Annotated in this window: 21 protein-coding genes, 1 tRNA gene and 1 pseudogene; 7 read left to right on the top strand and 16 right to left on the bottom strand. The window is 69.7% G+C overall.

Features of this window, described 5'->3' with window-relative positions; translation table 11 throughout:
- Positions 1-411: 411 nt before the first annotated feature.
- Positions 412-720 carry an ArsR/SmtB family transcription factor gene (locus IF00_RS0102695; protein WP_030313772.1) on the bottom strand — a complete coding sequence of 103 codons (309 nt, stop codon included), beginning with the start codon at positions 718-720 and terminating at the stop codon, positions 412-414.
- 87 nt (positions 721-807) lie between these two features.
- Here IF00_RS0102695 and IF00_RS0102690 point away from each other — a divergent pair, with 87 nt between their 5' ends.
- Entirely contained in the window at positions 808-1,221 is a 414-nt protein-coding gene (locus IF00_RS0102690) for an arsenate reductase ArsC (RefSeq protein ID WP_030313770.1), read from the top strand.
- A gap of 10 nt (positions 1,222-1,231) precedes the next feature.
- On the opposite strand, the gene IF00_RS0102685 is transcribed toward IF00_RS0102690, so the two are convergent.
- From IF00_RS0102685 to IF00_RS0102670, 4 genes are all read right to left on the bottom strand, one after another.
- Positions 1,232-1,612 carry an ArsR/SmtB family transcription factor gene (locus tag IF00_RS0102685; protein WP_051819704.1) on the bottom strand — a complete coding sequence of 127 codons (381 nt, stop codon included), beginning with the start codon at positions 1,610-1,612 and terminating at the stop codon, positions 1,232-1,234.
- A gap of 88 nt (positions 1,613-1,700) precedes the next feature.
- Positions 1,701-2,759: an ArsO family NAD(P)H-dependent flavin-containing monooxygenase gene (locus tag IF00_RS0102680; protein WP_030313767.1), complete on the bottom strand. Its 1,059-nt coding sequence runs from the start codon at positions 2,757-2,759 to the stop codon at positions 1,701-1,703.
- Positions 2,760-2,834: 75 nt separating this feature from the next.
- Entirely contained in the window at positions 2,835-3,920 is a 1,086-nt protein-coding gene (gene arsB / locus IF00_RS0102675) for an ACR3 family arsenite efflux transporter (protein WP_030313765.1), read from the bottom strand.
- Positions 3,917-4,225, bottom strand: coding sequence for an ArsR/SmtB family transcription factor (locus IF00_RS0102670; RefSeq protein WP_030313764.1), 309 nt, complete (start codon positions 4,223-4,225; stop codon positions 3,917-3,919). Before IF00_RS0102670 ends, arsB begins: the two co-directional genes overlap by 4 nt.
- Positions 4,226-4,296: 71 nt before the next feature.
- Here IF00_RS0102670 and IF00_RS0102665 point away from each other — a divergent pair, with 71 nt between their 5' ends.
- Together IF00_RS0102665 and trxB are read left to right on the top strand one after the other, a co-directional pair.
- Positions 4,297-4,716: an arsenate reductase ArsC gene (locus tag IF00_RS0102665; protein ID WP_030313762.1), complete on the top strand. Its 420-nt coding sequence runs from the start codon at positions 4,297-4,299 to the stop codon at positions 4,714-4,716.
- 5 nt (positions 4,717-4,721) lie between these two features.
- Positions 4,722-5,720 carry a thioredoxin-disulfide reductase gene (gene trxB / locus IF00_RS0102660; protein ID WP_030313760.1) on the top strand — a complete coding sequence of 333 codons (999 nt, stop codon included), beginning with the start codon at positions 4,722-4,724 and terminating at the stop codon, positions 5,718-5,720.
- 224 nt (positions 5,721-5,944) lie between these two features.
- Here the strand turns inward: trxB and IF00_RS0102655 are convergent, their stop codons facing one another.
- The 5 genes from IF00_RS0102655 to arsL form a co-directional block, all read right to left on the bottom strand.
- Complete coding sequence (locus IF00_RS0102655; RefSeq protein ID WP_030313759.1) at positions 5,945-6,280, bottom strand: ArsR/SmtB family transcription factor; 336 nt, start codon at positions 6,278-6,280, stop codon at positions 5,945-5,947.
- Between the two features lie 206 nt (positions 6,281-6,486).
- Positions 6,487-7,275: a methyltransferase domain-containing protein gene (locus tag IF00_RS0102650; RefSeq protein ID WP_037637400.1), complete on the bottom strand. Its 789-nt coding sequence runs from the start codon at positions 7,273-7,275 to the stop codon at positions 6,487-6,489.
- 19 nt (positions 7,276-7,294) lie between these two features.
- Positions 7,295-8,401 (bottom strand): GTP-binding protein, encoded by a 1,107-nt coding sequence (locus tag IF00_RS0102645; RefSeq protein WP_030313756.1) that lies wholly within the window; start codon positions 8,399-8,401, stop codon positions 7,295-7,297.
- Positions 8,402-8,438: 37 nt separating this feature from the next.
- The gene (locus tag IF00_RS0102640; protein WP_030313754.1) at positions 8,439-9,701 is read right to left on the bottom strand and encodes a GNAT family N-acetyltransferase; all 1,263 of its coding nucleotides are present in this window, start codon (positions 9,699-9,701) and stop codon (positions 8,439-8,441) included.
- Positions 9,702-9,731: 30 nt separating this feature from the next.
- Positions 9,732-10,982, bottom strand: a complete 1,251-nt coding sequence (arsL, locus tag IF00_RS0102635; protein WP_245234407.1) for an arsinothricin biosynthesis radical SAM protein ArsL — start codon at positions 10,980-10,982, stop codon at positions 9,732-9,734.
- 865 nt (positions 10,983-11,847) lie between these two features.
- Here arsL and IF00_RS0102630 point away from each other — a divergent pair.
- Genes IF00_RS0102630 through IF00_RS0102620 form a run of 3 tightly spaced genes read left to right on the top strand, consistent with a single transcriptional unit; the run spans position 11,848 to position 15,316 of the window.
- A complete protein-coding gene (locus IF00_RS0102630; RefSeq protein WP_030313750.1) occupies positions 11,848-12,759 on the top strand; it encodes a phosphate ABC transporter substrate-binding protein in 912 nt (303 codons plus the stop codon).
- A 2-nt stretch (positions 12,760-12,761) separates the two neighbouring features.
- A complete protein-coding gene (gene pstC, locus IF00_RS0102625) occupies positions 12,762-14,594 on the top strand; it encodes a phosphate ABC transporter permease subunit PstC (RefSeq protein ID WP_078944507.1) in 1,833 nt (610 codons plus the stop codon).
- A complete protein-coding gene (locus IF00_RS0102620) occupies positions 14,582-15,316 on the top strand; it encodes an ATP-binding cassette domain-containing protein (RefSeq protein WP_388308126.1) in 735 nt (244 codons plus the stop codon). The genes pstC and IF00_RS0102620 overlap by 13 nt, the downstream gene beginning before the upstream one ends.
- A 1,064-nt stretch (positions 15,317-16,380) precedes the next feature.
- On the opposite strand, the gene IF00_RS0102615 is transcribed toward IF00_RS0102620, so the two are convergent.
- Positions 16,381-16,454 (bottom strand) — tRNA-Pro (locus tag IF00_RS0102615).
- Positions 16,455-17,032: 578 nt separating this feature from the next.
- On the opposite strand from IF00_RS0102615, the gene IF00_RS0102610 reads away from it, so the two are divergent.
- Positions 17,033-18,241 carry an acyl-CoA dehydrogenase family protein gene (locus tag IF00_RS0102610; protein WP_030313746.1) on the top strand — a complete coding sequence of 403 codons (1,209 nt, stop codon included), beginning with the start codon at positions 17,033-17,035 and terminating at the stop codon, positions 18,239-18,241.
- A 38-nt stretch (positions 18,242-18,279) separates the two neighbouring features.
- On the opposite strand, the pseudogene IF00_RS43345 reads toward IF00_RS0102610, so the two are convergent.
- The 5 genes and pseudogenes from IF00_RS43345 to IF00_RS0102585 form a co-directional block, all read right to left on the bottom strand.
- Positions 18,280-18,846 (bottom strand): annotated as a pseudogene (locus IF00_RS43345) (GAF domain-containing protein); the annotation flags it as partial.
- Positions 18,843-19,466: a GTP-binding protein gene (locus IF00_RS0102600; RefSeq protein WP_030313744.1), complete on the bottom strand. Its 624-nt coding sequence runs from the start codon at positions 19,464-19,466 to the stop codon at positions 18,843-18,845. The gene IF00_RS0102600 and the pseudogene IF00_RS43345, both read right to left, overlap by 4 nt.
- Positions 19,444-19,815 (bottom strand): DUF742 domain-containing protein, encoded by a 372-nt coding sequence (locus IF00_RS0102595; protein WP_037637413.1) that lies wholly within the window; start codon positions 19,813-19,815, stop codon positions 19,444-19,446. Before IF00_RS0102595 ends, IF00_RS0102600 begins: the two co-directional genes overlap by 23 nt.
- 2 nt (positions 19,816-19,817) lie before the next feature.
- A complete protein-coding gene (locus IF00_RS0102590; RefSeq protein ID WP_030313740.1) occupies positions 19,818-20,252 on the bottom strand; it encodes a roadblock/LC7 domain-containing protein in 435 nt (144 codons plus the stop codon).
- 5 nt (positions 20,253-20,257) lie between these two features.
- Entirely contained in the window at positions 20,258-22,180 is a 1,923-nt protein-coding gene (locus tag IF00_RS0102585) for a sensor histidine kinase (protein WP_030313738.1), read from the bottom strand.
- Positions 22,181-22,480: the final 300 nt, after the last annotated feature.

The raw sequence follows: 22,480 nt of genomic DNA, 5'->3' as shown, positions 1-22,480 counted from the left end.
CGCCACACGGCACGACTGCCCCGATTCGCCCACCTCTGTGGGTTCTTGCGCTAGCCGCTCAGGTTACCCCGGGTGGGTGTTCATACAGATGAGACCGGTAAGGACCAAGAGCGCCCACGCGCCTTGGGTCTCTGACGGATTTCCGCCTCCAGGGCTGGGCGATGACGCCTGGATCGCGAGACGCGCGGTAGAGTCGATCGGCGACTATCGATTTTTCAGACCTGGCGGACGACTCTGATTCCAATCTCCTCCGCGTGGTTGCCGAGGCGATCAAGCCACCCGCACCAGGGTCGCCAGAGAGGCGGGGAGAGGATAGCCTTCGCGCACGGACCGCGATCCGCAGCCCGCGAGGTCACGGGTGAGTGAACGTCGAGACGACACGGGCGCTCCGATGGAGAAGCGGCCGCGCTTTCAACCGCAAGGCCGCCGGGGTGTAGAGGCTTCGCATCCCCCGTCGGCCAAACCACCGAAGAACGTGGCCAGGTCGGTCAGCACCTCGGGACGCAGCCGGTAGTAGGTGAAACGCCCGCAGGGCTCGGTCTCCACGACGCCCGCTTCCCGGAGAACCCGGAGATGGTTCGACAGGTTCGTCTGCCGCGCGCCCGTCTCCTCGACGAGGTGAGTCGTACACAGCGACTCGCGGGCAAGCAGGCACACGATGCGAAGCCGCAGGGGGTCCGCCAGGGCCCTCAGTAGTTCCGCGTTCACCGACGTCAGCATGGCCCGATCGTGGCACACCGAGCACAACCAGTGTCAACCACCAGATTCTCAACCCCCTTGCACCGCAACCCATTTGAGGAGACGTAGGTGTCCCGGATGCCCTCTGTCCTGTTCGTCTGCATTCACAACGCCGGCCGGTCCCAGATGGCCGCCGCATGGCTTCGTCACTTGGCCGGCGACCGGATCGAGGTCCGTTCGGCGGGCTCCGCCCCGGCTTCGGCGGTGAATCCGGCTGCGGTCGAAGCGATGCGCGAAGTCGGCATCGACATCTCCGCAGAGGTCCCCAAGATCCTCACCACGGAAGCCGTCGGCGAGTCGGACGTGTGCGTCACGATGGGCTGCGGGGACACCTGCGAGGTCTTCCCTGGCAAGCGCTACCTCGACTGGAAGCTCGACGACCCCGCCGGGCAGGGCGTGGAGGCGGTGCGCCCCATCCGCGACGCCATCAGACGCCTCGTCGAGAATCTCATCGTGGAGATGGACGCGGCGCCGACGCGCTGAACCTGAGAGGTCAGGCCGACGAGCAGTCGATACCCCGGGGGAAGGCATGCCTCCTGAGCCCCTGAAGAGCATCCCAGCGGATCGAGAACCAGGCCCAGGTTCCTCGCTGTTCGCGGTGCAGCAGCCCTGCCGTGGTGAGGATCTTCAGGTGACGGCTCACCGTGGGCTGCGCCAGGTCGAGCGACTCGGTCAGGTCGCAGACGCAGAGCTCTCCGGCCGGCGACTGGTCGATGAGGTGGACGATCTGGAGGCGGGTCTGGTCGGCCATCGCCTTCAACTGCGCGGTCAGCATCTCGACTTCGTCGCGGTCGATCAGCAGCCCCGGGGAGCATGGAACACAGGGCCCCGCGCTCAGGTCCTCGATCGGTATACCCGCCAAAGGAATTGCCATCCTGACACCATACGAGCCGACAAGATCGCACGGCGAATCCGAGGATCGATATCCGTCAGGCGTTCACCGTTCGTTCACCCACGCAGCCTCATCGCAGAAGCGCAGCGACGGCCCGCGCGGCTTCGCGGGCGGGACGGCCGACGCCGACAAGGGTGGCCGAGGCGGGCCCGGTCCAGTCGCCGTACCCGAGCAGATGAAGTCGAGGCTCTCCGACAGCCTCCGTTCCCCGGGTGGGGATGTGTCCGCGAGGACCGCGGAGCCCGAGCGGGGCCAGGTGAGCGAGAGCAGGTCGGAAGCCTGTGCACCAGATGATCACGTCGGCCTCGGCCCGCGTACCGTCAGCCCACTCGACGCCGGTCCCCGTCACACGCGTGAACATCGGTTGCGCCTTGAGGAGGCCCGCATCGCGGGCTTCTCGGACAGGCGGTACGGCGACGATGTCACCGAGCGAAGCGACTCCCCCGCCGTCGGTGCGGCCTTCATCGAGGGCACGGCGGCGGGCGGTGGCGTGATCGAAGAGGGCACGGCCGTCGATGTCGTCGGCCAGGAACCGCGCGGGGCGCTGGGTGACCCAGGTGAGGTCGGTGTCGTACGCGAGATCGGCAGCGACCTGAGCTCCGGAGTTCCCGCCTCCGACGACGATGACCCGCATTCCGACGAACTCGCCCGGGGTGCGGTACTCGACGGTGTGGAGCTGCCGCCCCTGGAACGCGTCACGGCCGGGGATGGCGGGGAGGAACGGTCGTGACCAGCTTCCGGTGGCGCTGACGACGGCGCGGGCGCGCCAGGTACCGGAGTCGGTCTCCACGCGAAGGTGCGCGCCGTCGCGGCGGACGGCCTGAACGCGAACGGGCCGGTGGACGGGGAGCTCGTATCGCTGCTCGTAGTCGGTCAGGTAGTCGACGACGTGCGCGGCTTCGGGGTACGTCTCCCCCTGCTGCGGCGGCATGAGGCGACCGGGCAGGGACGAGTACGCGGCCGGCGAGAAGAGGTGCAACGAGTCCCACGCGTGCTGCCAGGCCCCTCCCGGCGCGGGGTGAGCGTCCAGGACGGCGAAGTCGAGGCCGCCCAGGCGACGCAGGTGGTATCCGGCCGCGAGTCCCGCCTGGCCACCGCCGATCACGACGACGTCGAGTGAGCTGCTCATCTCTCCGACTTCCCTTCGTACGACGGTGCCCCGCCCGGCCGGAGGGGCGAGGCACCGAGGAGTGGTGTGGCGGGGTTACCGCTGGGCAGGGGCGAACTTCTTGCGCCAGGCCAGCGACACGTACACGAGCGCAACCAGGACCGGGACCTCGATGAGGGGACCGACGATTCCGGAGAGCGCCTGGCCGGAGGTGACGCCGAAGGTGGCGATGGCGACGGCGATGGCGAGTTCGAAGTTGTTGCCGGCGGCGGTGAACGCGAGCGTCGCGGTGCGGTCGTAGTTCAGGCCGATGGCCTTGCCGAGGGCGAAGGTGCCGAACCACATCACCGCGAAGTAGACGAGGAGCGGGAGGGCGATCCTTGCGACGTCCAGCGGCTGCGATGTGATGGTCTTCCCCTGAAGGGCGAAGAGGATGACGATCGTGAAGAGCAGCCCGTAGAGCGCCCAAGGTCCGATCTTCGGCAGGAACTTCGTCTCGTACGACTCCCGCCCCATCCGCTTCTCACCGATGCGGCGGGTCAGGAAGCCGGCGACCAGGGGGACGCCGAGGAAGATGACGACGTTCAGGGCGATCTTCCACATCGAGACGTCGAGCGTCTCGCCCTCGCCGAGGCCGAGCCAGCCGGGCAGCAGGTCGAGGTAGAACCAGCCCAGGACGCCGAAGGCGAGGACCTGGAAGACCGAGTTCAGCGCGACGAGGACCGCGGCGGCCTCACGGTCGCCGCACGCCAGGTCGTTCCAGATGATCACCATGGCGATGCAGCGGGCAAGGCCGACGACGATCAGGCCGGTGCGGTACTCGGGCAGGTCCGACAGGAACATCCAGGCGAGGGCGAACATGAGTGCCGGACCGATGATCCAGTTGATGACGAGCGACGAGACCATGAGCTTCCGGTCGCCGGTGACGGCGTCGAGCTTGTCGTACCGGACCTTGGCGAGGACCGGGTACATCATGATCAGCAGGCCGACGGCGATGGGCAGCGAGATGCCGCCTGTCTCGACCTCGGCCAAGGCGTCGTTCAGGCCGGGGATCAGCCGCCCGAGCCCGAGGCCGAGGCCCATGGCAAGGAGGATCCAGACGGCGAGGAAGCGGTCGAGCGTCGACAGCTTCGCGACGACCGAGGAGTCCGCCGCCGGAGCGGGCGCTTGGGTCGGGGTCACGGACAGGCCCTCTTGTTCTCGGCAGCGCTACGGGCGGACTCGGCCAGGTCGGCGAACTGGCCGGCGAGCTGGGCGATGACGTCCGGCTTCAGGCGGTAGTAGGTGAAGCGACCACAGGGCTCGGTCTCCACCACACCGGCCTCACGCAGCACGCGCAGGTGGTTGGAGAGGTTGGTCTGCTTGGCGCCCGTCTCCTCGACGAGGTGGGTGGTACAGAGGGTCTCGCGGGCGAGCAGGGTCACGATCTGGAGCCTGAGAGGATCGGCCAGAACCCGGATCAGATCAGTGTCGACTGACGTCATCATGGACTGATACTCTCACATCACTCGCTGCTGATACCAGCCGGGGCTGACCTCTTGCCGGCAAGGAAGAACCGATGACCACCGCTCCGCTCGCCTCCGTGCTCTTCGTCTGCGTCCACAACGCGGGCCGCTCCCAGATGGCCGCCGGATTCCTTCATCACCTGGCCGGCGACCGCATCGAGGTCCGCTCCGCCGGTTCGATCCCGGGCGACCAGGTCAACCCGGCCGCCGTGGAGGCCATGGCCGAGGTCGGCGTCGACATCTCCGACCGGAAGCCGAAGGTGCTGACCACCGAGGCCGTCCAGGCATCCGACTACGTCATCACCATGGGCTGCGGAGACGCCTGCCCGATCTTCCCCGGCAAGAAGTACCTCGACTGGGCCCTGGAGGACCCGGCCGGCCAGGGTGTCGAGGCCGTCCGCCCCATCCGTGACGAGATCAAAGTCCTGATCGAGGGCCTCATCGCCGAGATCGACGCGAAGCAGAAGGCGTGACCCCCTTGCCCGACGGGAATGCAGCGACCGGGGGCGACGTCCGTGAGGTCATCGTCATAGGCTCCGGCCCCGCCGGATACACCGCCGCCCTTTACACCGCCCGAGCCCAGCTCAAGCCCCTGCTCTTCGGCAGTTCGATCTTCGTCGGCGGCTCCCTGACCACGACGACCGAGGTCGAGAACTTCCCTGGCTTCCCCACCGGCGTCGAAGGCCCCGACCTCATGGACAACATGCGGGCCCAGGCCGAGCGCTTCGACGCCGAGATGATCGACGACGACATCGTCTCCGTCGACCTGACGGGAGACATCAAGGAAGTCACCGACAGCGAGGGAACGGTCCACCGCGCCAAGGCCGTGATCATCGCGACCGGTTCCGGCTACCGCAAGCTCGGCCTGCCGAACGAGGACGAGCTCTCGGGCCGCGGCGTCTCGTGGTGCGCCACCTGCGACGGCTTCTTCTTCCGCGACCGCGACATCGTCGTGGTCGGCGGCGGCGACACCGCCATGGAGGAAGCCACCTTCCTCACCCGTTTCGCCCGCTCCGTCACCGTCGTCCACCGCCGCTCGACCCTGCGCGCCTCCCAGGTCATGCAGAACCGGGCCTTCGCGGACGACAAGATCTCCTTCGCCTTCGACAGCGAGATCGCCGAGATCAAGTCCGAGAACGGCATGCTCGCCGGCGTCGTCCTGCGCGACGCCTTCACCGGCAAGACCCGCGACCTCGGCGCCACCGGACTCTTCATCGCCATCGGCCACGACCCGCGCACCGAGCTCTTCGCCGGCCAGGTCGACCTCGACGACGAGGGCTACATCACGGTGGAGGCGCCCTCCACCCGCACGAACGTGCCGGGCGTCTTCGCCGCCGGCGATGTCGTCGACCACACCTACCGCCAGGCCGTCACGGCCGCGGGCTCCGGCTGCCAGGCCGCACTCGACGCGGAGCGATACCTCGCCGCCCTTGCCGACAGGAGCGAGGCCGCCGCAAGCGTCGCTGTCACGGCCTGAGGCCACACCGAGGCCCACGCTGTCGACCGTCCCCATGAACACCAGCTCCTGCCCGCCACGTTGGCGGACTTGACGGGCAGGAGCTGGCCCTCTGCTCCGGTCGGCACGGTGAGTCGTACTCCAGCCGGTCTTCCCTCCGCTCCGTGGCCACGAGCAAGCACAGGAAGCCGGCAACGAGTCTCGCCGCCGGCTGATCTGCTCTCATGGCAGCGGCCGAGGGGCCTTCAGCTGGATCCCGGTTCCTGACAGGAGTGGACCGGGGCGCCGATGAGGATGTCGGCAGCGCTGGGAAACTCGGTGATGCAGCGGGGGTTGATGGCGTACCGGATGCTGACTCCGGCACGGCGCCGGGTCAGGAAGCGAACGGTGTGGAGGATTTTCAGGTGATGCGAGACGGTCGACTGGTTGAGTCGAAGATGGTCGACGATCTCCCCCACCGGCACGGGCCCCGGCTGACCGCTCAGGAACCGCATGATGCGAATGCGCGTGGGGTCGGCCAGCGCTCGGAACCAGCGGGCGTACTCCTCGACGGTCTCCCGGTCGAGCGACGTTTCGGACATGGGAATCCTTAGCGGCCCACGAGGAGAACCGCCGCCGCGCCGGCCGCGGCGAGCGGCGAACCGGCCGTGCAATCAAGAGCTGTCGGCCGTTGCGCGCGCCGGGATCGGCACGCGGCGAGCACGAGGGTGCACAACGTGGCCAGGGTGCCCGCGGCCAGAGCTTCGGCTCCGGACACGAACACCCCGGCCGTGACGACGGTCAGTGGTCAGCAGCAGGTGCCGCCTGGCTCGCACTCCTGCGCGCCGGCGGTGCTGTCGACCGGCTTGTGGGCGCGGATGATCGCGGCGTGGAGGCCGTCGGCCGCCTCCTGGGTGAAGACGACCTCCGCGTCCTTCAGGCCGACCGCGTCGAGGAGTTCCTTGTACTCGGCGACCGAGAGAGCGCCGGCGATGCACTGGCTGTGTCCGCCGCGTTCGGCCCGCTCCTCGGGGCTGAGCCGGTCCTCGGCGACGACGTCGCTGATGCCGAGGCGGCCGCCGGGGGTGAGGACGCGGGCCATCTCGGCGAAGACCGCGGGCTTGTTCAGCGACAGGTTGATCACGCAGTTGGAGATGATCACGTCGACGGTGTCGGCGGGCAGCGGGATGGACTCGATCGTTCCCTTGAGGAGGACGACGTTGTCGATCTCGGCGTCGGCGACGTTTCGGGCGGCGAGGGCGAGCATCTCCTCCAGGAAGTCCAGGCCGAAGACGCGGCCGTCGGGGCCGACGCGCCGGGCGCTGAGGATGACGTCCAGGCCGCCGCCCGAGCCGAGGTCCAGGACCGTCTCGCCCTCGCGCAGTTCGGCGACGGCGCTCGGGTTGCCGCAGCCGAGGCTGGCGAGGAGAGCGGCGTCCGGGGCGGTGCCGGGTCCGATCTCGTCGTACGCGGCGGGGCCGAAGGTCTGCGGGTCGGGCGAGCAGCAGGCGCCGCTCGTCTCGGCTTCGGCGGCCTTGGCCCGGTAGTACTCCCGGACCTCTTCCTGCAGGCTGCCGGCGGTGGTGGTGTCGCTCATGACGGGTGGTCCTTCTCGGTCAGGCGCCGGCGGGGGCGAGGCGGTGCACGGGGCGCGGGTAGGAGGGCTTGAACGACACCGGGGTGGTCGCCGAGGAGGTGACGGCGGTGGCCAGGTCGGCGGCCTTGACGGCCTCGGTGACGGCCGCGTCCAGGGCGTCGGGCTCGCAGGCGACCCGGGCGTTGACGACGGCCCGGCCGGCCGGCGCGTGCGCGTCGGCGGCGCGGTCGAGGGTGGGCTGCGCGCCGGACTCGGTGAGGCTGAGCTTGGCGAAGTCGCCGTCGGCGATCTCGACGGTGATCTTGGCGTGGCCGATCACGGCGTCGTGCTCCGCGGCCCAGACGGACAGCTCCTGAAGGACCTTTCGGGCCCACGCGGTCGCGTCGAAACCCTCCCCGGCGGCGGTGAGGTCGAGCTCCTGGTTCATCCAGGCGAGCTGGGCCTCGGCCGCCGCGTAGCGGTCGTAGTCGATGTCGAGGACGACGTCCTCGTTCGTCGCCGGCGCCTGCCACGCGTCGAGAAGCGCCTCCAGGTGGGCGCCCGTGGTGGCCGAGTAACCGACGACGGTCGCCTTCGGGTTGCTCGTACGGAGCGAGGCGAGCAGCTCCTCGGCCCGGTCCGCCTTGATGGTGTCCAGCTTGTTCACGGCGATGACGTCGGCCTCGGTGACCTGCTGGCGGAAGAGGTACGACAGGTCCGACTCCGGCTCGCCCCGCTCGGCGGCGCGGGCGAAGGCCAGGTGACGCAGTGGGTCGACCACGGTGGTCAGGGGGGCGACGACCATGTCGTCTCCGTAGTACTGGCGCAGCGGTCGTACGACGGTGGCCTGGAGGTCCGTGCAGCTGCCGACGGCTTCGGCGATCACGGTGTCGACGCTGTCGGAGGCGACCAGCGCGACGATGGCCTCGACGAGGTCCTCGAACTTGCAGCAGAAACAGCCGCCGGTGACTTCGGCGACGCTGTCCAGCTTGCTGCGCACCAGCTTGGTGTCGACCAGTTCGACGCCCTGGTCGTTGGTGATGACGGCGACCTTGCGGCCCTGCTCCTGGAGCGCGAGCGCGGCGGCGGTCATGGTGGTGGTCTTGCCCGCCCCGAGGAATCCGGTCAGGGGGATGAAGGTGATCATGTGGTCCTTCTCGTCCTTGTCGTGGAGTCGGGCAGGGTCAGCCGCAGCAGCCGCTGTCGCCGGAGCCGCCCAGGAGGGGCAGGTTCGCGGGCTGGGCCGGGGCGGGGGACGCGGCGCCGAACGCGACGCGCCTGCTGTTGCCGAAGGCGTCGAGCCAGGCGCTCGCCTGCGGCCGCAGCGCCGGGTCGGAGAGCAGCATCGACGTACGGACTTCGCGCGGGGTGCAGCCGCGAAGGGCCTTCGCCTGGTGGGCTCCGGCGCCGAACTCGACGGTGCGCAGCCCCTCGGCGTAGGCGTCGCGGACGGGCGCGTCCAGGACGAGGGCGAAGTAGATGCCGCTGCGCTCGCCGATCGCGGCGTAGTCGAAGCCGGCCCACTTCGGGAAGAGGCGGTGGTTCTTGCGGATGGTGACGCAGGTGGCGACGAGCGCGCCGTCCTTGTAGCCGAGGTAGGCGCGGACATCCGCGCCCTCGTCGATGAGCGCGGAGAGGATGCCGACGATGTGCTCGGGCTCCTCGCCGGCCCCGTTCTTCTCCCGGTTGAGGCAGGTGAGTTCGGCGATACGGGCGACGTAAGGCCGGATGTCGGTGCCGTCGACGCGCTCGATGGTCACGCCGGCGGCCTCGGCGCGGCGGACGTCGCCCTTGATGCGCTGACGCTTCTTCAGCGGCAGGGCGGCGAGGTGTCCTTCCCAGTTCGGCGCGTCGAGGCTCATGAAGTCCTCGTAGCCCCAGAAGGTGGTGGACGCGCCGGCGGCGTCGAGCGCGTCGACGAGGGCGTCGTTGCCGCGCCGGCTGGGGATCCAGGGGGCGACGATGCAGCGGATGCCTGCCTCGAACGCGGCGGGCACGAGCTTGTCGACTATGGACCCCATCAGGGTGGGGGTCCAGAAGTTGTAGGCGACCTCGGTGCGGTAGCCCAGTGGGGAGCCGAGCAGGAGCGTCGGGAAGAAGGGCTCGGTTCCCAGGGCGTCGACCTCGTCGCTGCGCGCGGCGTCGGTCTCTGCGCCGCAGCAGACCTCTTCACCGGAGGGCGCCTGCCATCCGAGGTAGGTGCGCGGCTCGTGGTCGACGACGGGCGGGGTGGTGAGGATGTAGCCGGGGAGGAGGGCCAGCTCGCCGCGGGCGCGGTGGGCGAGGGTGTGCCAGGGCTGGACGTCGGGGAGTACCTTCTCCGTGGCGCGGAGCCAGGTGGGTCCGAGGTACGGCCACGAGTCGGTGAGGCCGTCGAGTTCGCCGGTCCAGTCCATGTCCGGGAGGGCCTGGCCGGTGGAGATGACGACGCGGGGTGATCCACCCATGTCAGTGTCCTTTTCTTGTGAGCGGGTGGGTCAGCACTTCACGCAGCAGCGGATCTTGCCCGCGTCCTCGGCGTCGGTGCGGCGCTCCTGCCAGAGCTCCTCGACGCGCTTGTCGGGGTGGGTCCACTCCACCCAGAAGCCGCGGTCGACGGTGGCGATGTCCTCCATCCAGGGCGAGGAGAGCAGCGGGGAGCCCTTGAACAGCAGCAGTCGGGTCTGCAGGGCGGTGGGGTCGGTGACGCGGGCGAGGCCCGTCTCGACCAGCCAGTCCTCGAAGCCGAGGAGCTCCTCGTACTCGATCCACGGGGTGAACGGGATGAACGTCGGGTAGAGCTCGAAGCCGATCCGCTCGGCCTCGTCGACCGCCTCGCGCATGTGGTCGACATCGATGTGCTTGTCGAAGATGCGCAGGATGCGGTTGGAGGGGAACTCGAGTGCGCAGGTGACGCGGCGCAGCCCGAGCGAGACGAGCTTCTCCAGTTCCTTGGTGTAGTCGAGGACGTGGTCGACACGGGTGGTGAACTCGAACGTGATGGGGCCGATGGCCTCGACGAGTCGCTCGACCACACCGATGCCGATGGTGCGGGAGTTGAAGAACTCGGCGTCGATGAAGCAGAAGTGCCGGACGCCCTCCTCCGCCAGCTGCAGTGCGTCGGCCAGGACGCTGTCGGCGTCGTAGGCGGCGACACCGCCGTCGTACGCGCCGTAGACGGAGCAGTAGGTGCACTTGTGGTGGCAGCCGCGGGACGCCTCGATGTTGCCCATCAGGCCGAACGGCGAGTGATGCGCCGGGTAGTGCACGAGGGAGGGGAAGAGGTCCCGGGCGGGCCTGGTGACCGAGATGCGCCGGCGCGGGGGCTTGGGCCGCATGCCCGTGCGGGTCATCAGGGCGGGCACCGCGTCGAGCGCGATGGTGCCGGCGGCGAGCTGGGCCAGCTCCTCGCTGATGAGTTCGGGCTCCTCCATGATGATGCCGTCGGCGACTTCGAGGAACTCCCGGTGGTTCATCTGCGCGTACTGGCCGAAGGTCACGACCGTGGTGCCGTACGCCTCCGAGACCCTGCGCGCCAGGGCGATTCCCCGCTCGAGACCCTCGAACTGCTGGACCGAGACGAGCGTGAGGTCGAAGGGGCCTTCCGGAATGGCGTCGGGAAGCAGGTGCGCGTCCCAGCCGACGACGTCGGCGCCATGCTGCTGTAGAGCGGCGGCCGCACACGCGGACGTCAAGGGCTGGAGCTCCGCTTCGAACGCGGAGGCAACCAGAACACGGGGACTACTCACACTTCCCCCCAGGGAGTGATCAAGGAGCGTGACGGGTCGAGTTGGGGCCGGGTCAGAGCCCAGGTCGGTAACGACGCTGTCGACCGACGGCCGGAACCCTGCCAGCGTTGAGCGATGTATGTCAATAGATCGATGAATGACTGAAAGCCCATCTCCCCGACCCCCCGTTGCCACAGAGCACCGCTGCCCCGATTCGCCCTCGTCTGTAGCTGGTTGCGAAAAGAGGTCACGCCCTTGAATCCGGTTGTTCACACAGCTTGAAGCTGCATGAAGCGGGGGTGTCGACCAGCGACCCACGCGTCTTCGGAATTCGTGGCCGACCTCCGGCAACTCACCAGCCGACCCGGCGTGTGACTCAAATTCAATCGCTGATCATCGATGATTTCGCCCCTCAAGATCTCGCCAGGGCGACTCCGAGGCGGTAGCGTTCGCCCACGGCATCGCGGTCCGCACCCGGGGTCAGCGGGTGAACGGGTACCGATGCCTTGATGCTTCAGCCCTGTCAATGGGGAGTGGGCCGAGCATCGTCGCTCAGGTCGCGAGCGTCCTACGGCAGCCCAAGGGTCCTGAGCGAGTTCAACGGGGAACGCGGTAAGGATCGCAAGGACATCTCGGCTGCGCGTCGCCGGCAGCCATCACCCGCACCCTCGGTGTCCCACGCCGCGCCCGCGGAGCGCCTGCAGGCTCGCCAGTGTCCGCCCGCCTCGTCCCCACGGCGGGGGTGCCGCCGTCGGCACGACTGCGCCCCTTCTCCGTCCCGACCCCAGACCTGCTTGCCGTACGGGGCCCTAGCCGCGGCGATCCACCGACGGCTTTCCCCGACTCCCACCCCTTCCATCACCGCAAAGGCACCGCCATGTCTTTCATGTCCAAAGAAATCCGCAGTAGAGCATCGCGCCTCACCGGACGGCGTGTCCGCCAGAGCGCCTCTGCCGCCTCCGCCGTTCTCCTCCTCTCAGCCGCCCTGACCGGCTGCGCCGGCTCCGCGAAGGCCGACTCGGACGCCATCCAGGCCAGCGGCTCCACCACCGTCGCTCCGGTCGCCTCCGACGCCGCCGAGGCACTGAAGGCCAAGGGCCTGAACATCACCGTCGCCACTCAGGGCGGCTCCGCCGGCGGCATCTCCCAGCTCGGGACCGGCCAGATCAACATCGCCCTCAGTTCCAAGCCCTTGTCCGAGAAGGACCACAAGGCGTACCCCGACACGGACTTCGTCACCACGCAGATCGGCGCGGACGCCGTCGGCGTCATCATCACGAAGGAAGTGGCCGACGGCGGGGTCAAGGGCCTGTCCAAGGCGCAGGTGGCGGGCCTGTTCGAGGGGAAGATCACCAACTGGAAGGAGGTCGGCGGCCCCGACCTCCAGGTCTTCGTGTACGACAAGGAGCCCGGCCGCGGCACCCGTGAGGTGCTCGACAAGTTCATCTACGGCAAGGACGAGCCGCCGGCCCCGCCCAAGTCCGCGAACTACGCCATCGTCGGCGGCAACCTGGAGACCCGCAACAAGCTGAAGTCCACCCGCGGTTCCGTCGCCCCGCTGTCGACCGGCTTCATCGACGGTCACCCCGAGCTGGTCGCCGTGCCTCTGGAGGGCGTCGCCCCCACCCTGGCGAACGTGGCGTCCGGCAAGTACCCGATGACCCGTCCGCTGTACATGATCACCAACGGCAAGCCGAAGGGCACCGTCAAGCAGTACATCGACTACATCCTCTCGCCCGAGGGCCAGAAGCTGCTGCCCAAGCACGGCTACCTCACGCGCGAGCAGATGGGCCTCTGACCATGGGTCTCACTCTGGAGCGCCCCGCCCAGGCGCCCGGACCCACCCTGCCGCGGCCCTCCTCCGGGAGCGGCCGCGGCAGCCGGGCGAGATGGGTCTGGGGTTGGGCGTACAGCGGCATCCTGTCCGTACTGCTCACCCTGGCCGTCCTGCTCGGCTACCTGGTCACGGGCATCGCGAGCGGTACCGTCGACTGGGCGGCCCTGTTCACCTCGTCCACCTGGAATCCTGGGACCCTCGCCTTCGGCGGCCTGGCCATGATCTACGGCTCGGCGGCCGTGTGCGTCCTGGCACTGGTGCTCGCCGTCCCGATCGGCTGGGCGGCGGCCATCGCCCTGTCCGAGTACCTGCCGCCCCGTCTCGCCAAGCCACTGCGCCTGAGCATCGAACTCCTGGCAGCGGTCCCCTCCATCGTCTACGGCCTGATCGGCATCATGGTGATCCGGCCGTTCGTGGCAGACCTCGGTGACGTGCCCGGCGGCGACAGCCTCCTCGCCGCCGGCATCGTCCTCGCCGTGATGATCACGCCGACGATCGTGGCGGTCAGCGTGGACGCACTGGCCGCCGTACCCGGCCGGTACCGGGAGGCGGCGTACTCCCTCGGCCTGACCCGCCGCGAGGTCGTCCGATCCGCCGTCCTGCCCCAGGCCCGGTCGGGCATGCGCGCCGGCGTCCTCCTCGGCCTGGCCCGTGCACTGGGTGAGGCCATCGCGGTCTTCATGGTCATCGGCCGCGCCGACGGACGGTTGCCGGAATCGCTGGGGGACATCTTCGCCTCACTCGTACGCCCCGGTCAGACGCTCACCACCAAGCTGGCAGGCCCCGAGCCGATGCTGGCGGGCACCTCCGGCCCGTACTTCGCAGCACTGTGCGGACTGGGCGTCATCCTGCTGGCCCTGGTCGCCGTAGCCACCGTATGGGGGACCCGCGGCTCCACGGGACGGACCGCGCGCGCCCCGCGTGCCCGTCGGTCCTCCGCGTGGCTGCGCACTCCGAAGGACCGGGTCACCACCGTCGTCCGTCTCGGGGCCCTGCTGCTGCCGGGGGCCCTGCTCGTCGGCATGCTCGGCATCCTGCTGGCCCGCGGCGGCGCGGCACTCAATCCAGTCTTCTGGTTCTCGCCTTCCGAGGGCGCGGCAGGTGGCGGCATCCGCGACCAGATCCTCGGTACGCTCCTGCTCCTCGCGACGACGGCGCTGATCGCACTTCCGCTCGGCTACGGAGCGGGCATCGTGATCGGCACGCGTGCCTCCGCGAAGACCGCCCGCGTCCTGGAGACCCTGACCGTGGCGATCGGCGGGACGCCGACCATCCTGCTGGGCCTGGCGGGGTACGTCCTCTTCTGCACGACCATGGGCTGGGGCCGTTCCTGGCTGGCCGGCGCCGTGGTCCTGGTGCCCGTGGTGGTGCCGGTGGTCGCCCTCACCACCGCGGGCCGGATCCGGAGCATGCCGGCGGAGATCACCGAGGCCGCATTCGCCCTGGGCCTCACCAGCTCCCAGTACGTCCGCTCCGTGGTCATCCCGTACACCTGGCCGGCCACGCTCACCGGCCTGCTGCTCGGCCTGGCCCGCGCGGCAGGCGAGACGGCCCCCTTGATCTTCACCGCCACGGTGTTCTTCGGGGCACCCGCCCTCCCGACCGGCGTCGTCAACGCTCCGGTCCAGGCCCTGCCCACGCACATCTTCACCCTGTCGCAGGACTCGGGCGCCCCCGAGGCGATCGCCCAGGCATGGGGCAGCGCCCTCGTCCTGGTCCTGATCACCGCGGGCCTGCTCAGCCTGGCGGTCCTCCTGCGCAACCGCTTCGAAGGAGCACGACGATGGACGACGTGACAACAGGTGCCACGACCACGGACAAGATGGTCGACGGGACTGTCATCGCGGTCCGCGACCTGCAGATCCTCGACGGCGCCAAGCGCCTGGTCGGACCAGTGACGTTCGAGCTGGCCGCAGGATCCACCACCGGCCTGTGCGGCCCGTCGGGCGCCGGCAAGTCCACCGTGCTCCGCGCCCTGGTCGACCTGCTGCCCCACGGGCTCCGCCGTCAGGGCGAGGTGGAGGTCCTCGGGCGTCCGGTCCGTTACGGCAAGGGGGACGCACATCTGCGCAGCACAGTCGTCCTGGTGCCGCAGACACCCGTGGTCTTCGGCGGCAGCATCCTGGACAACGCCCTGTTCGGCCTCCGTCACCTGGTGAGGGCGTCCCGCACGGAGATGCACGACCGCGTCGAGCAGGCACTGCGCGAGGCGGGCCTGTGGAGCGAGGTCTCCGGCCGACTGGACACTCCGGCCCAGACGCTGTCCAACGGGCAGCGCCAACGGCTCTGCCTGGCCCGGGCCTTGGCCCTCGAACCGGCGGCCCTCCTCCTCGACGAGCCGACGAGCGCCCTGGACGAGCGGAGCCGCGACACGGTCGAGGAGTCCGTGGCGGCTCTGCGCGGCAACCGGACGGTCCTGCTCGTCTCGCACGACCCCGCGCAGGTGGAACGGCTCTGCGACCGGACGGTCCGCATCGACTTGGCGAACACCTGCGAGCCGTCCCCGGCCGCGGTCTGATCGCTTGTCCACTCCGCACTCCGTGCCCGCTGGGACCTGGGCCCGGCATCGCGACGAATGCGCGATGCCAGGCCCAGGAGCAGGACCAGGATCTCGGCGGCTCCGCTCACCGGCCCCTACTTCAGAGAGCGAACGGAACTCGCCGAGGGCGAGGTGGTGCAGGTGAAGGCAGTGGGCGGCGATCCGGTTTCCGGCGCCGGCCGACAGCTGCCACCAGAACTGGGCGCTCTCGGGGTGGCCGGTGAGGAAGAGCAGGCAGGCGAAGACAGCGGCGCCGTCCTCGTCGAACTCGCCCTCGGTCCCGCGGGTGGGAGCGTCGGCGAGGCGGCTGATGTCGGCCGGGGCGCTGGGTGCGTTGATCGCCCACCGGCATACGGTCGACAGCTGGCGACCCGCCCGCGCAGCGCCGGCAAGGTGCATGGAGGGCGGCGTCGAACTGCGGTCGGCGTCTGCGGCAAGGCGGTGCAGGGCGGCGCCAGGCCGATCCGGCTCGGTGCGAACTCCAGTTCGCCACGGAGGGCGCGCAGGTTCTGGCCGATCGGACCGTTGATGACGTACGCGGGGTCACGACCCTCCCGGGCCAGGCGCCTCGCCACGTGCCGGTGGAGTACCGCGAGGCCCCCACTCCATCGCCTCATCCCCGAGCGGAGGAAGCCCGGGGAGAATGAGTGGCTGGATGCACGTACCCAACCACTCCGTCCACCTGGCGACCCTCGCAGCACGGACTCCGTCACGGGCGGGAACCAGGGGCGTCATCGGCCCGTACCTCCGGCGCCACGGTCAGAGAGGTGGCGATTGGGGGGCCTGTGCGGCGTCCGCGAACTCGGGTAGTTCAATGGCCGTCACCCCGGCACCCTCCAGAGGCGTGCACAAGATCACCGCCACCGGCGCCGCACTCCCGGCACACCTCGGCGTGCTACGCGCACCGCGCGCCCTGCCGAGCCCGATCGTGGTCGCCCGCTGGCGCGGTCCAGGCGAGTTGGTCCCCAACCGGTCCCCAAAAACGATCGAGGGGCCGTTTCAGATTGCTCTGAAACGGCCCCTAGATCTGCGACTTCGAAAAGTCGGGACGACAGGATTTGAACCTGCGACCCCTTGACCCCCAGTCAAGTGCGCTACCAAGCTGCGCCACGTCCCGTTGCCCGTCTGACCTGGGGTTTCCCCCGGCTGGACGCGCATGAGAACAATACCGCACTTTCCCCGGTGGTCACGAACCCTTTCCCTGCACCCCGGGGAGGGGCGCACGAGGAGTGGAACGCTCACTCTCCGTGATGCAACCATCCACCGGGGAGCACCTCCGCGGGCCTTCCGGAGGGGCGCGAAGGTGGAGTCCGGAGGGGCCGAGGGGCGCACCGGCCGGGCGGGAGGGGGAGCGGAAGGCTTCCGGAATGTCCGTTCTTTGGGGATGAAGGTGCTCATGTGGTGAGCGAGGCGCTCTCATGGCCATATGCCCATGGCTTGGTTGCCGATGGCATGTGGCAGAAAGACGACTAAGCGGAATGTCTGGCGGATCGGGCCCAGCAGGCCAAGACCACACGAAACACAGTCCGAATCAATCGTCAACCGCTCGGGTTTCGGACAAATATCGTGGCGATATTGATCCCTCCCAGAAAGATCAACACCATGAAGTGGTCGGCCTGTTCGGGACGGGACCACTGCCGATGCACCACCTGACCGGACAACCGGTCAGGCGTTTCGCAGGGGAGAGGCACTCGCATGGACAGCTACTTCAGCAGTCGCCTGCATCATCGGCTCAGGGAGACGGTCCGCGACTTCGCGGAGCGTGAGGTTCGGCCGCGGATAGCGGAAATGGAAGCGTCCCGTACCGTGCACCACGAGCTGTCCCGGCTGATCGCCGAGCAGGGCTGGCTGGGGGCGACTATCAGCCAGGAGTACGGCGGCATGGGCGCCGGCCACCTGGCCAAAACCATCATCATCGAGGAACTGTCCCGGGTCAGCGGCGCCATGGGCGCCATGGTCCAGGCCTCCCAGCTGGGCACGGCCAAGATCGTCCACTTCGGCAGCGACGAGCAGCGCAAGACCTGGCTGCCGGCGATCGCCGCGGGCGAGTGCCTGCCGACCATCGCGGTCACCGAGCCGGAGTCCGGTGGACATGTCCTCGGCATGAGCGCCAGCGCGGTACGGGACGGCGACGACTACATCCTCAACGGCAGCAAGGTCTACGTCGGCAACAGCCACGTGGGCGATCTGCACGGAGTCGTGGTCAGGACCGGTCCCGGTTCGAAGGGGCTCACCGCCTTCCTGGTCGAATCCGATCGCCCGGGGTTCAGGACCGGTCCGCAGCAGGAGGCCATGGGCCTCCACGGCTTCAGCTTCGGCGAGCTGATCTTCGAGAACTGCCGGGTGCCGGCGAGCAACCGCCTCGGCGACGAGGGCGACGGCCTCTCCGTCGCGTACTCCTCCAGCGTCCTGTACGGACGGGCCAATCTCACCGCCGTCTCGCTCGGCATCCACCAGGCGATCCTGGAGGAGACCACCCGCTTCGCCTCCGAGCGCATCCGGTACGGCAAGCCGCTCCACGACCTCCCCACGGTCAAGCTCAAGCTCGGCCAGATGCAGTCCCGTCTGATGACCGCCCGGCTCGCCGCGTACCACGCCGTGCACCTGCTCGACCAGGGGCTCTCCTGCGACACCGAGCTGATGAACGCCAAGCTCGTGAACGTCGAGTCGGCGATCGACTCCGGTCGCAACGCGATGGAGATCCACGCCGCCGCCGGACTCTTCACGGACCGCGCCATCGAGCGGTACCTCCGTGACGCGCACCACATCTTCGCCCCAGCCGGTACCTCCGACATCCAGCTGCTGCGGCTGGCCGAGGTCGCCCTGGGCCAGGACAAGGGCAGCTGGTCGGAGCGGCTCTCCGAGCTGGTCCGCACACCGGATCTCGAGCTCGTCCACGCCTGACGTCCGGGCTCACCCCTGCGAGCCCCCGTCGTCCCCGTCATGCCGTCCTCGCGACGGTTGATCTGCTCCATCAGCTCGGCCGCCATCGTCTTGATCGTCTCGAGCCCGGCGCGCCCCCACGGCCGGACGTCGGTGTCGACCACGCAGATCGTGCCGAGCGCGACACCGGTGCGGTCTATCAGCGGCGCCCCCATGTAGGAGCGGATGCCGATCTCGTCCACGACCGGGTTCCCCGCGAAGCGCGGGTAGTCGCAGACGTCCTCCAGGACGAGTGCCTTGCGGCGCACGACGACGTGCGGGCAGTAGCCGTGGTCGCGGGCCATGAAGCGGCCGACGCCGCCGGCGCCCGCGGCGGCAGCGCCCAGGTCGCTGCCCGAGTGGGTGCCCTCGGGGGTGTGCAGCCCGGCGAAGAACTGCCGGTTCTCGTCGATGAAGTTGACCATCGAGAACGGGGCCCCGGTCACGTCCGCGAGCCGGTGGGCGAACTCGTCGAACGCCGGCTCCGGCCGCTCCCCGAGACCCAGTTCACGCAGCCGCTGCACCCGGGCCGGCGCGTCCTTGTCGATGGGGGTCAGCAGGAGGTGACCGGTGGGGTCGTACGTCATGGCGTGGCTCCGTAGCTCGGCACGGCGGCCGGGATGGTGGTGAGCAGATGCTGGACGAGGGTCAGCAGGGTGCGGATGCCGGAGCTGGAGATCCGGGCGTCGCAGAGGACGACCGGCACCTCCGGCTTGAGGTCGAGCGCGGCCCGCACCTCGTCCGGCTCGTAGCGGAAGGAACCGTCGAACTCGTTGACCGCGACGACGAACTGGATGCCCCGCCGCTCGAAGAAGTCCACGGCGGAGAAGCACTCCTGGAGCCGGCGGGTGTCGGCCAGGACGACCGCCCCGAGCGCACCCTCGGAGAGTTCGTCCCACATGAACCAGAAGCGTTCCTGGCCGGGGGTGCCGAAGAGGTAGAGGACATGGCGGTCGTCGAGCGTGATGCGGCCGAAGTCCATGGCCACCGTGGTCGTGGTCTTGGACTCCACGCCCTCCAGGCTGTCGGTGGCGGCGCTGACCGAGGTCAGCAGTTCTTCGGTGCTCAGCGGTTCGATCTCGCTGACCGCGCCCACGAGCGTCGTCTTGCCCACGCCGAAGCCGCCCGCCACCAGGATCTTGAGCGCGGTGGGGAACGGGTCGGTCGCGAAACTGTCGTGGCGCTCAGAGCCGTTGTCGTAGGCCATCGAGCACTGCCTCCAGCAAGGAACGGTCGGTTGGGTTGGCGTGGAACCGGGGAGCGCGGGCGGTGAGCGCCCCGCAGTCCACGAGGTCGGAGAGCAGGACCTTGGTGACCACGGCCGGAAGCCGTAAGTGCGCCGCGATCTCGGCCACCGAGGTGGGCCCGTCGCACAGCCCGAGGGCCAGGCTGTGCTCCGGACCCATGTGGGTCTGGGGTGACGATCCGGTCGCCATCACCATGGACAGCAGGTCCAGTGCGGTGGTCGGCTTGGTCCTGCCACCGCTGACGGTGTACGGACGGATCAGCCGGCCGGCCGCGTCGTCGAGCCAGGGCCCTTCCTGGGGGGTCGTCACGTTCACTGGCCGATGCCGCCCACCGCTCCGGCTGCCTGCCGGGCGGGGGTGACCAGGTACGGCCGGACGCTCTTGACGAGCATCGCCATCTCGTACCCGAGGACCGCGGCGTCCGCCTCGCGGCCGGCCAGCACCGCCAGGCAGGTGCCGGAGCCCGCCGTGGACACGAACAGGAGGGTGGAGTCGAGCTCCACGACCACCTGCCGCACCTCGCCGCCGTCGCCGAACCGGGCGCCCGCGCTGCGGCCGAGGGAGTACAGGCCGGAGGCGAGGGCCGCCATGTGGTCGGCGGCGTCGGGGTCGAGGCCGTGGACGGATTTCACGAGGCCGTCGGAGGAGAGCAGAACGGCGTTGCGGGTGTACGGGACCCGCTGGACCAGTCCGCTCAGCAGCCAGTCGAGGTCCGAGGAATGGCCGGTCGGCACATTGCTCGCCATGGTGTCTACTCCTTGTGCGCGTCGCCTGGACGCAGCGATTCATGGGGGGCGGGCTGGGACTCGGCGAGACCGATGCCGCGCTGGAACGCGGCCATCAAGCCGGGGTCGTGCAGGGCGTGCTCCTCGGGCTTGCGGGCCACCGGCTCGTCGCGCAGCTGCGGGACGATGTGCTCCTGAGCCCGGCGCTTGGGGAGCACGGGCCGGCCGTTGGCCTCGGGCGCCTGGGGGAGCGGCGAGAGGAGGGAGGCCGGCGGGCCCGAGTGTTCCGCTCCGGTCGACTGCACCGGTGTCGCAGGCGTCCGGCCGGAGTCCGCGTAGCCGTGGGACCGCTCGGTGGTACGGGGGTAGCCGAGCGGCTCGTGGACGGGGGTCTCCTGGTGGCGGACGGCGGTCCGCTCCGGGGAGGGTACGGAGTGCGGTGCGGGTGCGGTCGTGGCCGTCGTGGTCATGGCCGCGGGCACGGGCGCCTGGGGGTGGGCCGGTGCCGGGGCGGTCATGGGTGCCGGCATCGGCGCCCTCATGGGAGCCGGGGCCGTCGCCGGGGCGGCGACCGCGGGCGCGGGCTGCGACGGCACGTGCGACTGCGCCGTCGGCTGGGGCTGCATCTGCACCTGGTTCGGCGGGACCGCGGAGGAGCCGGCGGTCGCGGCGGCCTGGCGCTCGTGCTGGGCGAGGCCCTCGGGGTCGGCTCCGAGGAGGCCCTGCGGGAGCACGAGGACGGCCTGGACGCCGCCGTAGATGTTGGACTGGAGTCGTACGGCGATGCCGTGGCGTCGGGCGAGGGCGGAGACGACGAAGAGTCCGATGCGGCCGTCCTGGAGCAGATGCGCGACGTTGACCTGGTCGGGGTCGGCGAGCAGGGCGTTCATCTTGTTCTGCTCGGTGACCGGCATGCCGAGACCGCGGTCCTCGACCTCGATCGCGAGGCCGGCCGTGACGTACTGCGCGCGGAGCAGCACCGTGGTGTGCGGCGCGGAGAACAGCGTGGCGTTCTCGACGAGTTCGGCGAGGAGGTGGATGACGTCGGCCACGGCATGGCCCCGGAGCGTACCGTCGATCGGGGGTACGAGCTTGACCCGCGGGTACTGCTCGACCTCGGCGATCGAGGAGCGCAGCACCTCGGTCATGGTGACCGGGTTCGACCACTGGCGGCGGGAGATCGCGCCACCGAGCACGGCGAGGTTCTCGGCGTGCCGGCGGATACGGGTGGCCAGGTGGTCGACGTGGAACAGACCCTTGAGCAGCTCCGGGTCCTCGACCTCGTTCTCCAGCTCGTCGAGGAGCTGGATCTCGCGGTGGACCAGGGACTGCAGGCGCCGGGCGAGGTTGACGAAGACCTCGACCTTCTGTTCGTTGCCGACGCTGCTGGAGAGCCTGGACGCCTGCACGACGGCTGCCACGGCGGCCTCGTGAGAGCGCGTCAGCTCCTGCGAGAGCAGGTCGAATTCGTCGCCGGACGCGGCGCCGGTGGGCGGCGCGGGGCGGGGCGGAAGACCCTCACCCTTGCGCAACTGTTCGAGGATCGTATGCAGTTCGTTCTGGCCGCGGGCGCTGGTGCGGCGCAGGGCGTTGCAGCGGTCGAGAACCGCCTTGGCGGCCCGGTCCGCGCCGAGCGCGGCGGCCGTCACGGAGGCCACCGTGATCGCGGCGGCGCCGGTGAGCGCGGCCCAGAGGCCGGGCGTCGGGGTGGCGCCGGTGGAGCGGATGGTGAAGAGCACGGCCGCGGCCCCGCCGAGTGCCACCGCGACGGCGGGAAGCACGGAGGTACGGAGCAGTTGGGGGCGTATGCGGGCTTCCATGGTGTGCGACGCGGGGGGCTGCGCCGGGGGGTTGCCACCGGTACCGGGGGCGGGGCGGGCGCCTGACCGGCCGTGCCGCCCGCCCTCGCGTCGATCGGACCGCGAGGCGGGTGCGCGAAGTTGAGACATGAGTGTCCTTGGTACGTACGTGCCCAGGAATCGGCGTACTGCGGGTGAGCTACGGGGGTGGACTACGGGGGGTACTGCAAGGGGTGGTTCATGGAGTGTGCGACGTGCGTGCGAAGAGCCTACCGATGATCACCAACCACACACTGTAGTCGTCAACCGTTCATGTGCGGTGCGCAGTTGGCAAACTTACCCGTAGACCGGCCCGCTCTGGTATCGGCCCTGTCATGACAGGCCGAGAAGCTTCGGCCGAAACTCGACGTCGCGGTGCGGAGGGGGCGTTGAGCACCGGGAACGGAAGAG

The organism is Streptomyces flavochromogenes, assembly GCF_000717595.1.
Lineage (GTDB): Bacteria > Actinomycetota > Actinomycetes > Streptomycetales > Streptomycetaceae > Streptomyces > Streptomyces flavochromogenes.
The sequence above is the reverse complement of the archived record's forward strand: the minus strand, read 5'-3'. Positions and strand labels throughout refer to the sequence as shown.

Bases quoted from the DNA above. Each gene is read 5' to 3' on its own strand.
- IF00_RS0102600 (WP_030313744.1), bottom strand. From the start codon at position 19,466: ATGGCCTACGACAACGGCTCTGAGCGCCACGACAGTTTCGCGACCGAC.
- pstC (WP_078944507.1), top strand. From the start codon at position 12,762: ATGGGTCTCACTCTGGAGCGCCCCGCCCAGGCGCCCGGACCCACCCTG.
- IF00_RS0102620 (WP_388308126.1), top strand. From the start codon at position 14,582: ATGGACGACGTGACAACAGGTGCCACGACCACGGACAAGATGGTCGAC.
- IF00_RS0102655 (WP_030313759.1), bottom strand. From the start codon at position 6,280: ATGTCCGAAACGTCGCTCGACCGGGAGACCGTCGAGGAGTACGCCCGC.
- IF00_RS0102665 (WP_030313762.1), top strand. From the start codon at position 4,297: ATGACCACCGCTCCGCTCGCCTCCGTGCTCTTCGTCTGCGTCCACAAC.
- IF00_RS0102685 (WP_051819704.1), bottom strand. From the start codon at position 1,612: ATGGCAATTCCTTTGGCGGGTATACCGATCGAGGACCTGAGCGCGGGG.
- IF00_RS0102585 (WP_030313738.1), bottom strand. From the start codon at position 22,180: ATGTCTCAACTTCGCGCACCCGCCTCGCGGTCCGATCGACGCGAGGGC.
- IF00_RS0102670 (WP_030313764.1), bottom strand. From the start codon at position 4,225: ATGATGACGTCAGTCGACACTGATCTGATCCGGGTTCTGGCCGATCCT.
- IF00_RS0102630 (WP_030313750.1), top strand. From the start codon at position 11,848: ATGTCCAAAGAAATCCGCAGTAGAGCATCGCGCCTCACCGGACGGCGT.
- IF00_RS0102610 (WP_030313746.1), top strand. From the start codon at position 17,033: ATGGACAGCTACTTCAGCAGTCGCCTGCATCATCGGCTCAGGGAGACG.
- IF00_RS0102680 (WP_030313767.1), bottom strand. From the start codon at position 2,759: ATGAGCAGCTCACTCGACGTCGTCGTGATCGGCGGTGGCCAGGCGGGA.
- IF00_RS0102650 (WP_037637400.1), bottom strand. From the start codon at position 7,275: ATGAGCGACACCACCACCGCCGGCAGCCTGCAGGAAGAGGTCCGGGAG.
- IF00_RS0102645 (WP_030313756.1), bottom strand. From the start codon at position 8,401: ATGATCACCTTCATCCCCCTGACCGGATTCCTCGGGGCGGGCAAGACC.
- IF00_RS0102640 (WP_030313754.1), bottom strand. From the start codon at position 9,701: ATGGGTGGATCACCCCGCGTCGTCATCTCCACCGGCCAGGCCCTCCCG.
- IF00_RS0102590 (WP_030313740.1), bottom strand. From the start codon at position 20,252: ATGGCGAGCAATGTGCCGACCGGCCATTCCTCGGACCTCGACTGGCTG.
- IF00_RS0102695 (WP_030313772.1), bottom strand. From the start codon at position 720: ATGCTGACGTCGGTGAACGCGGAACTACTGAGGGCCCTGGCGGACCCC.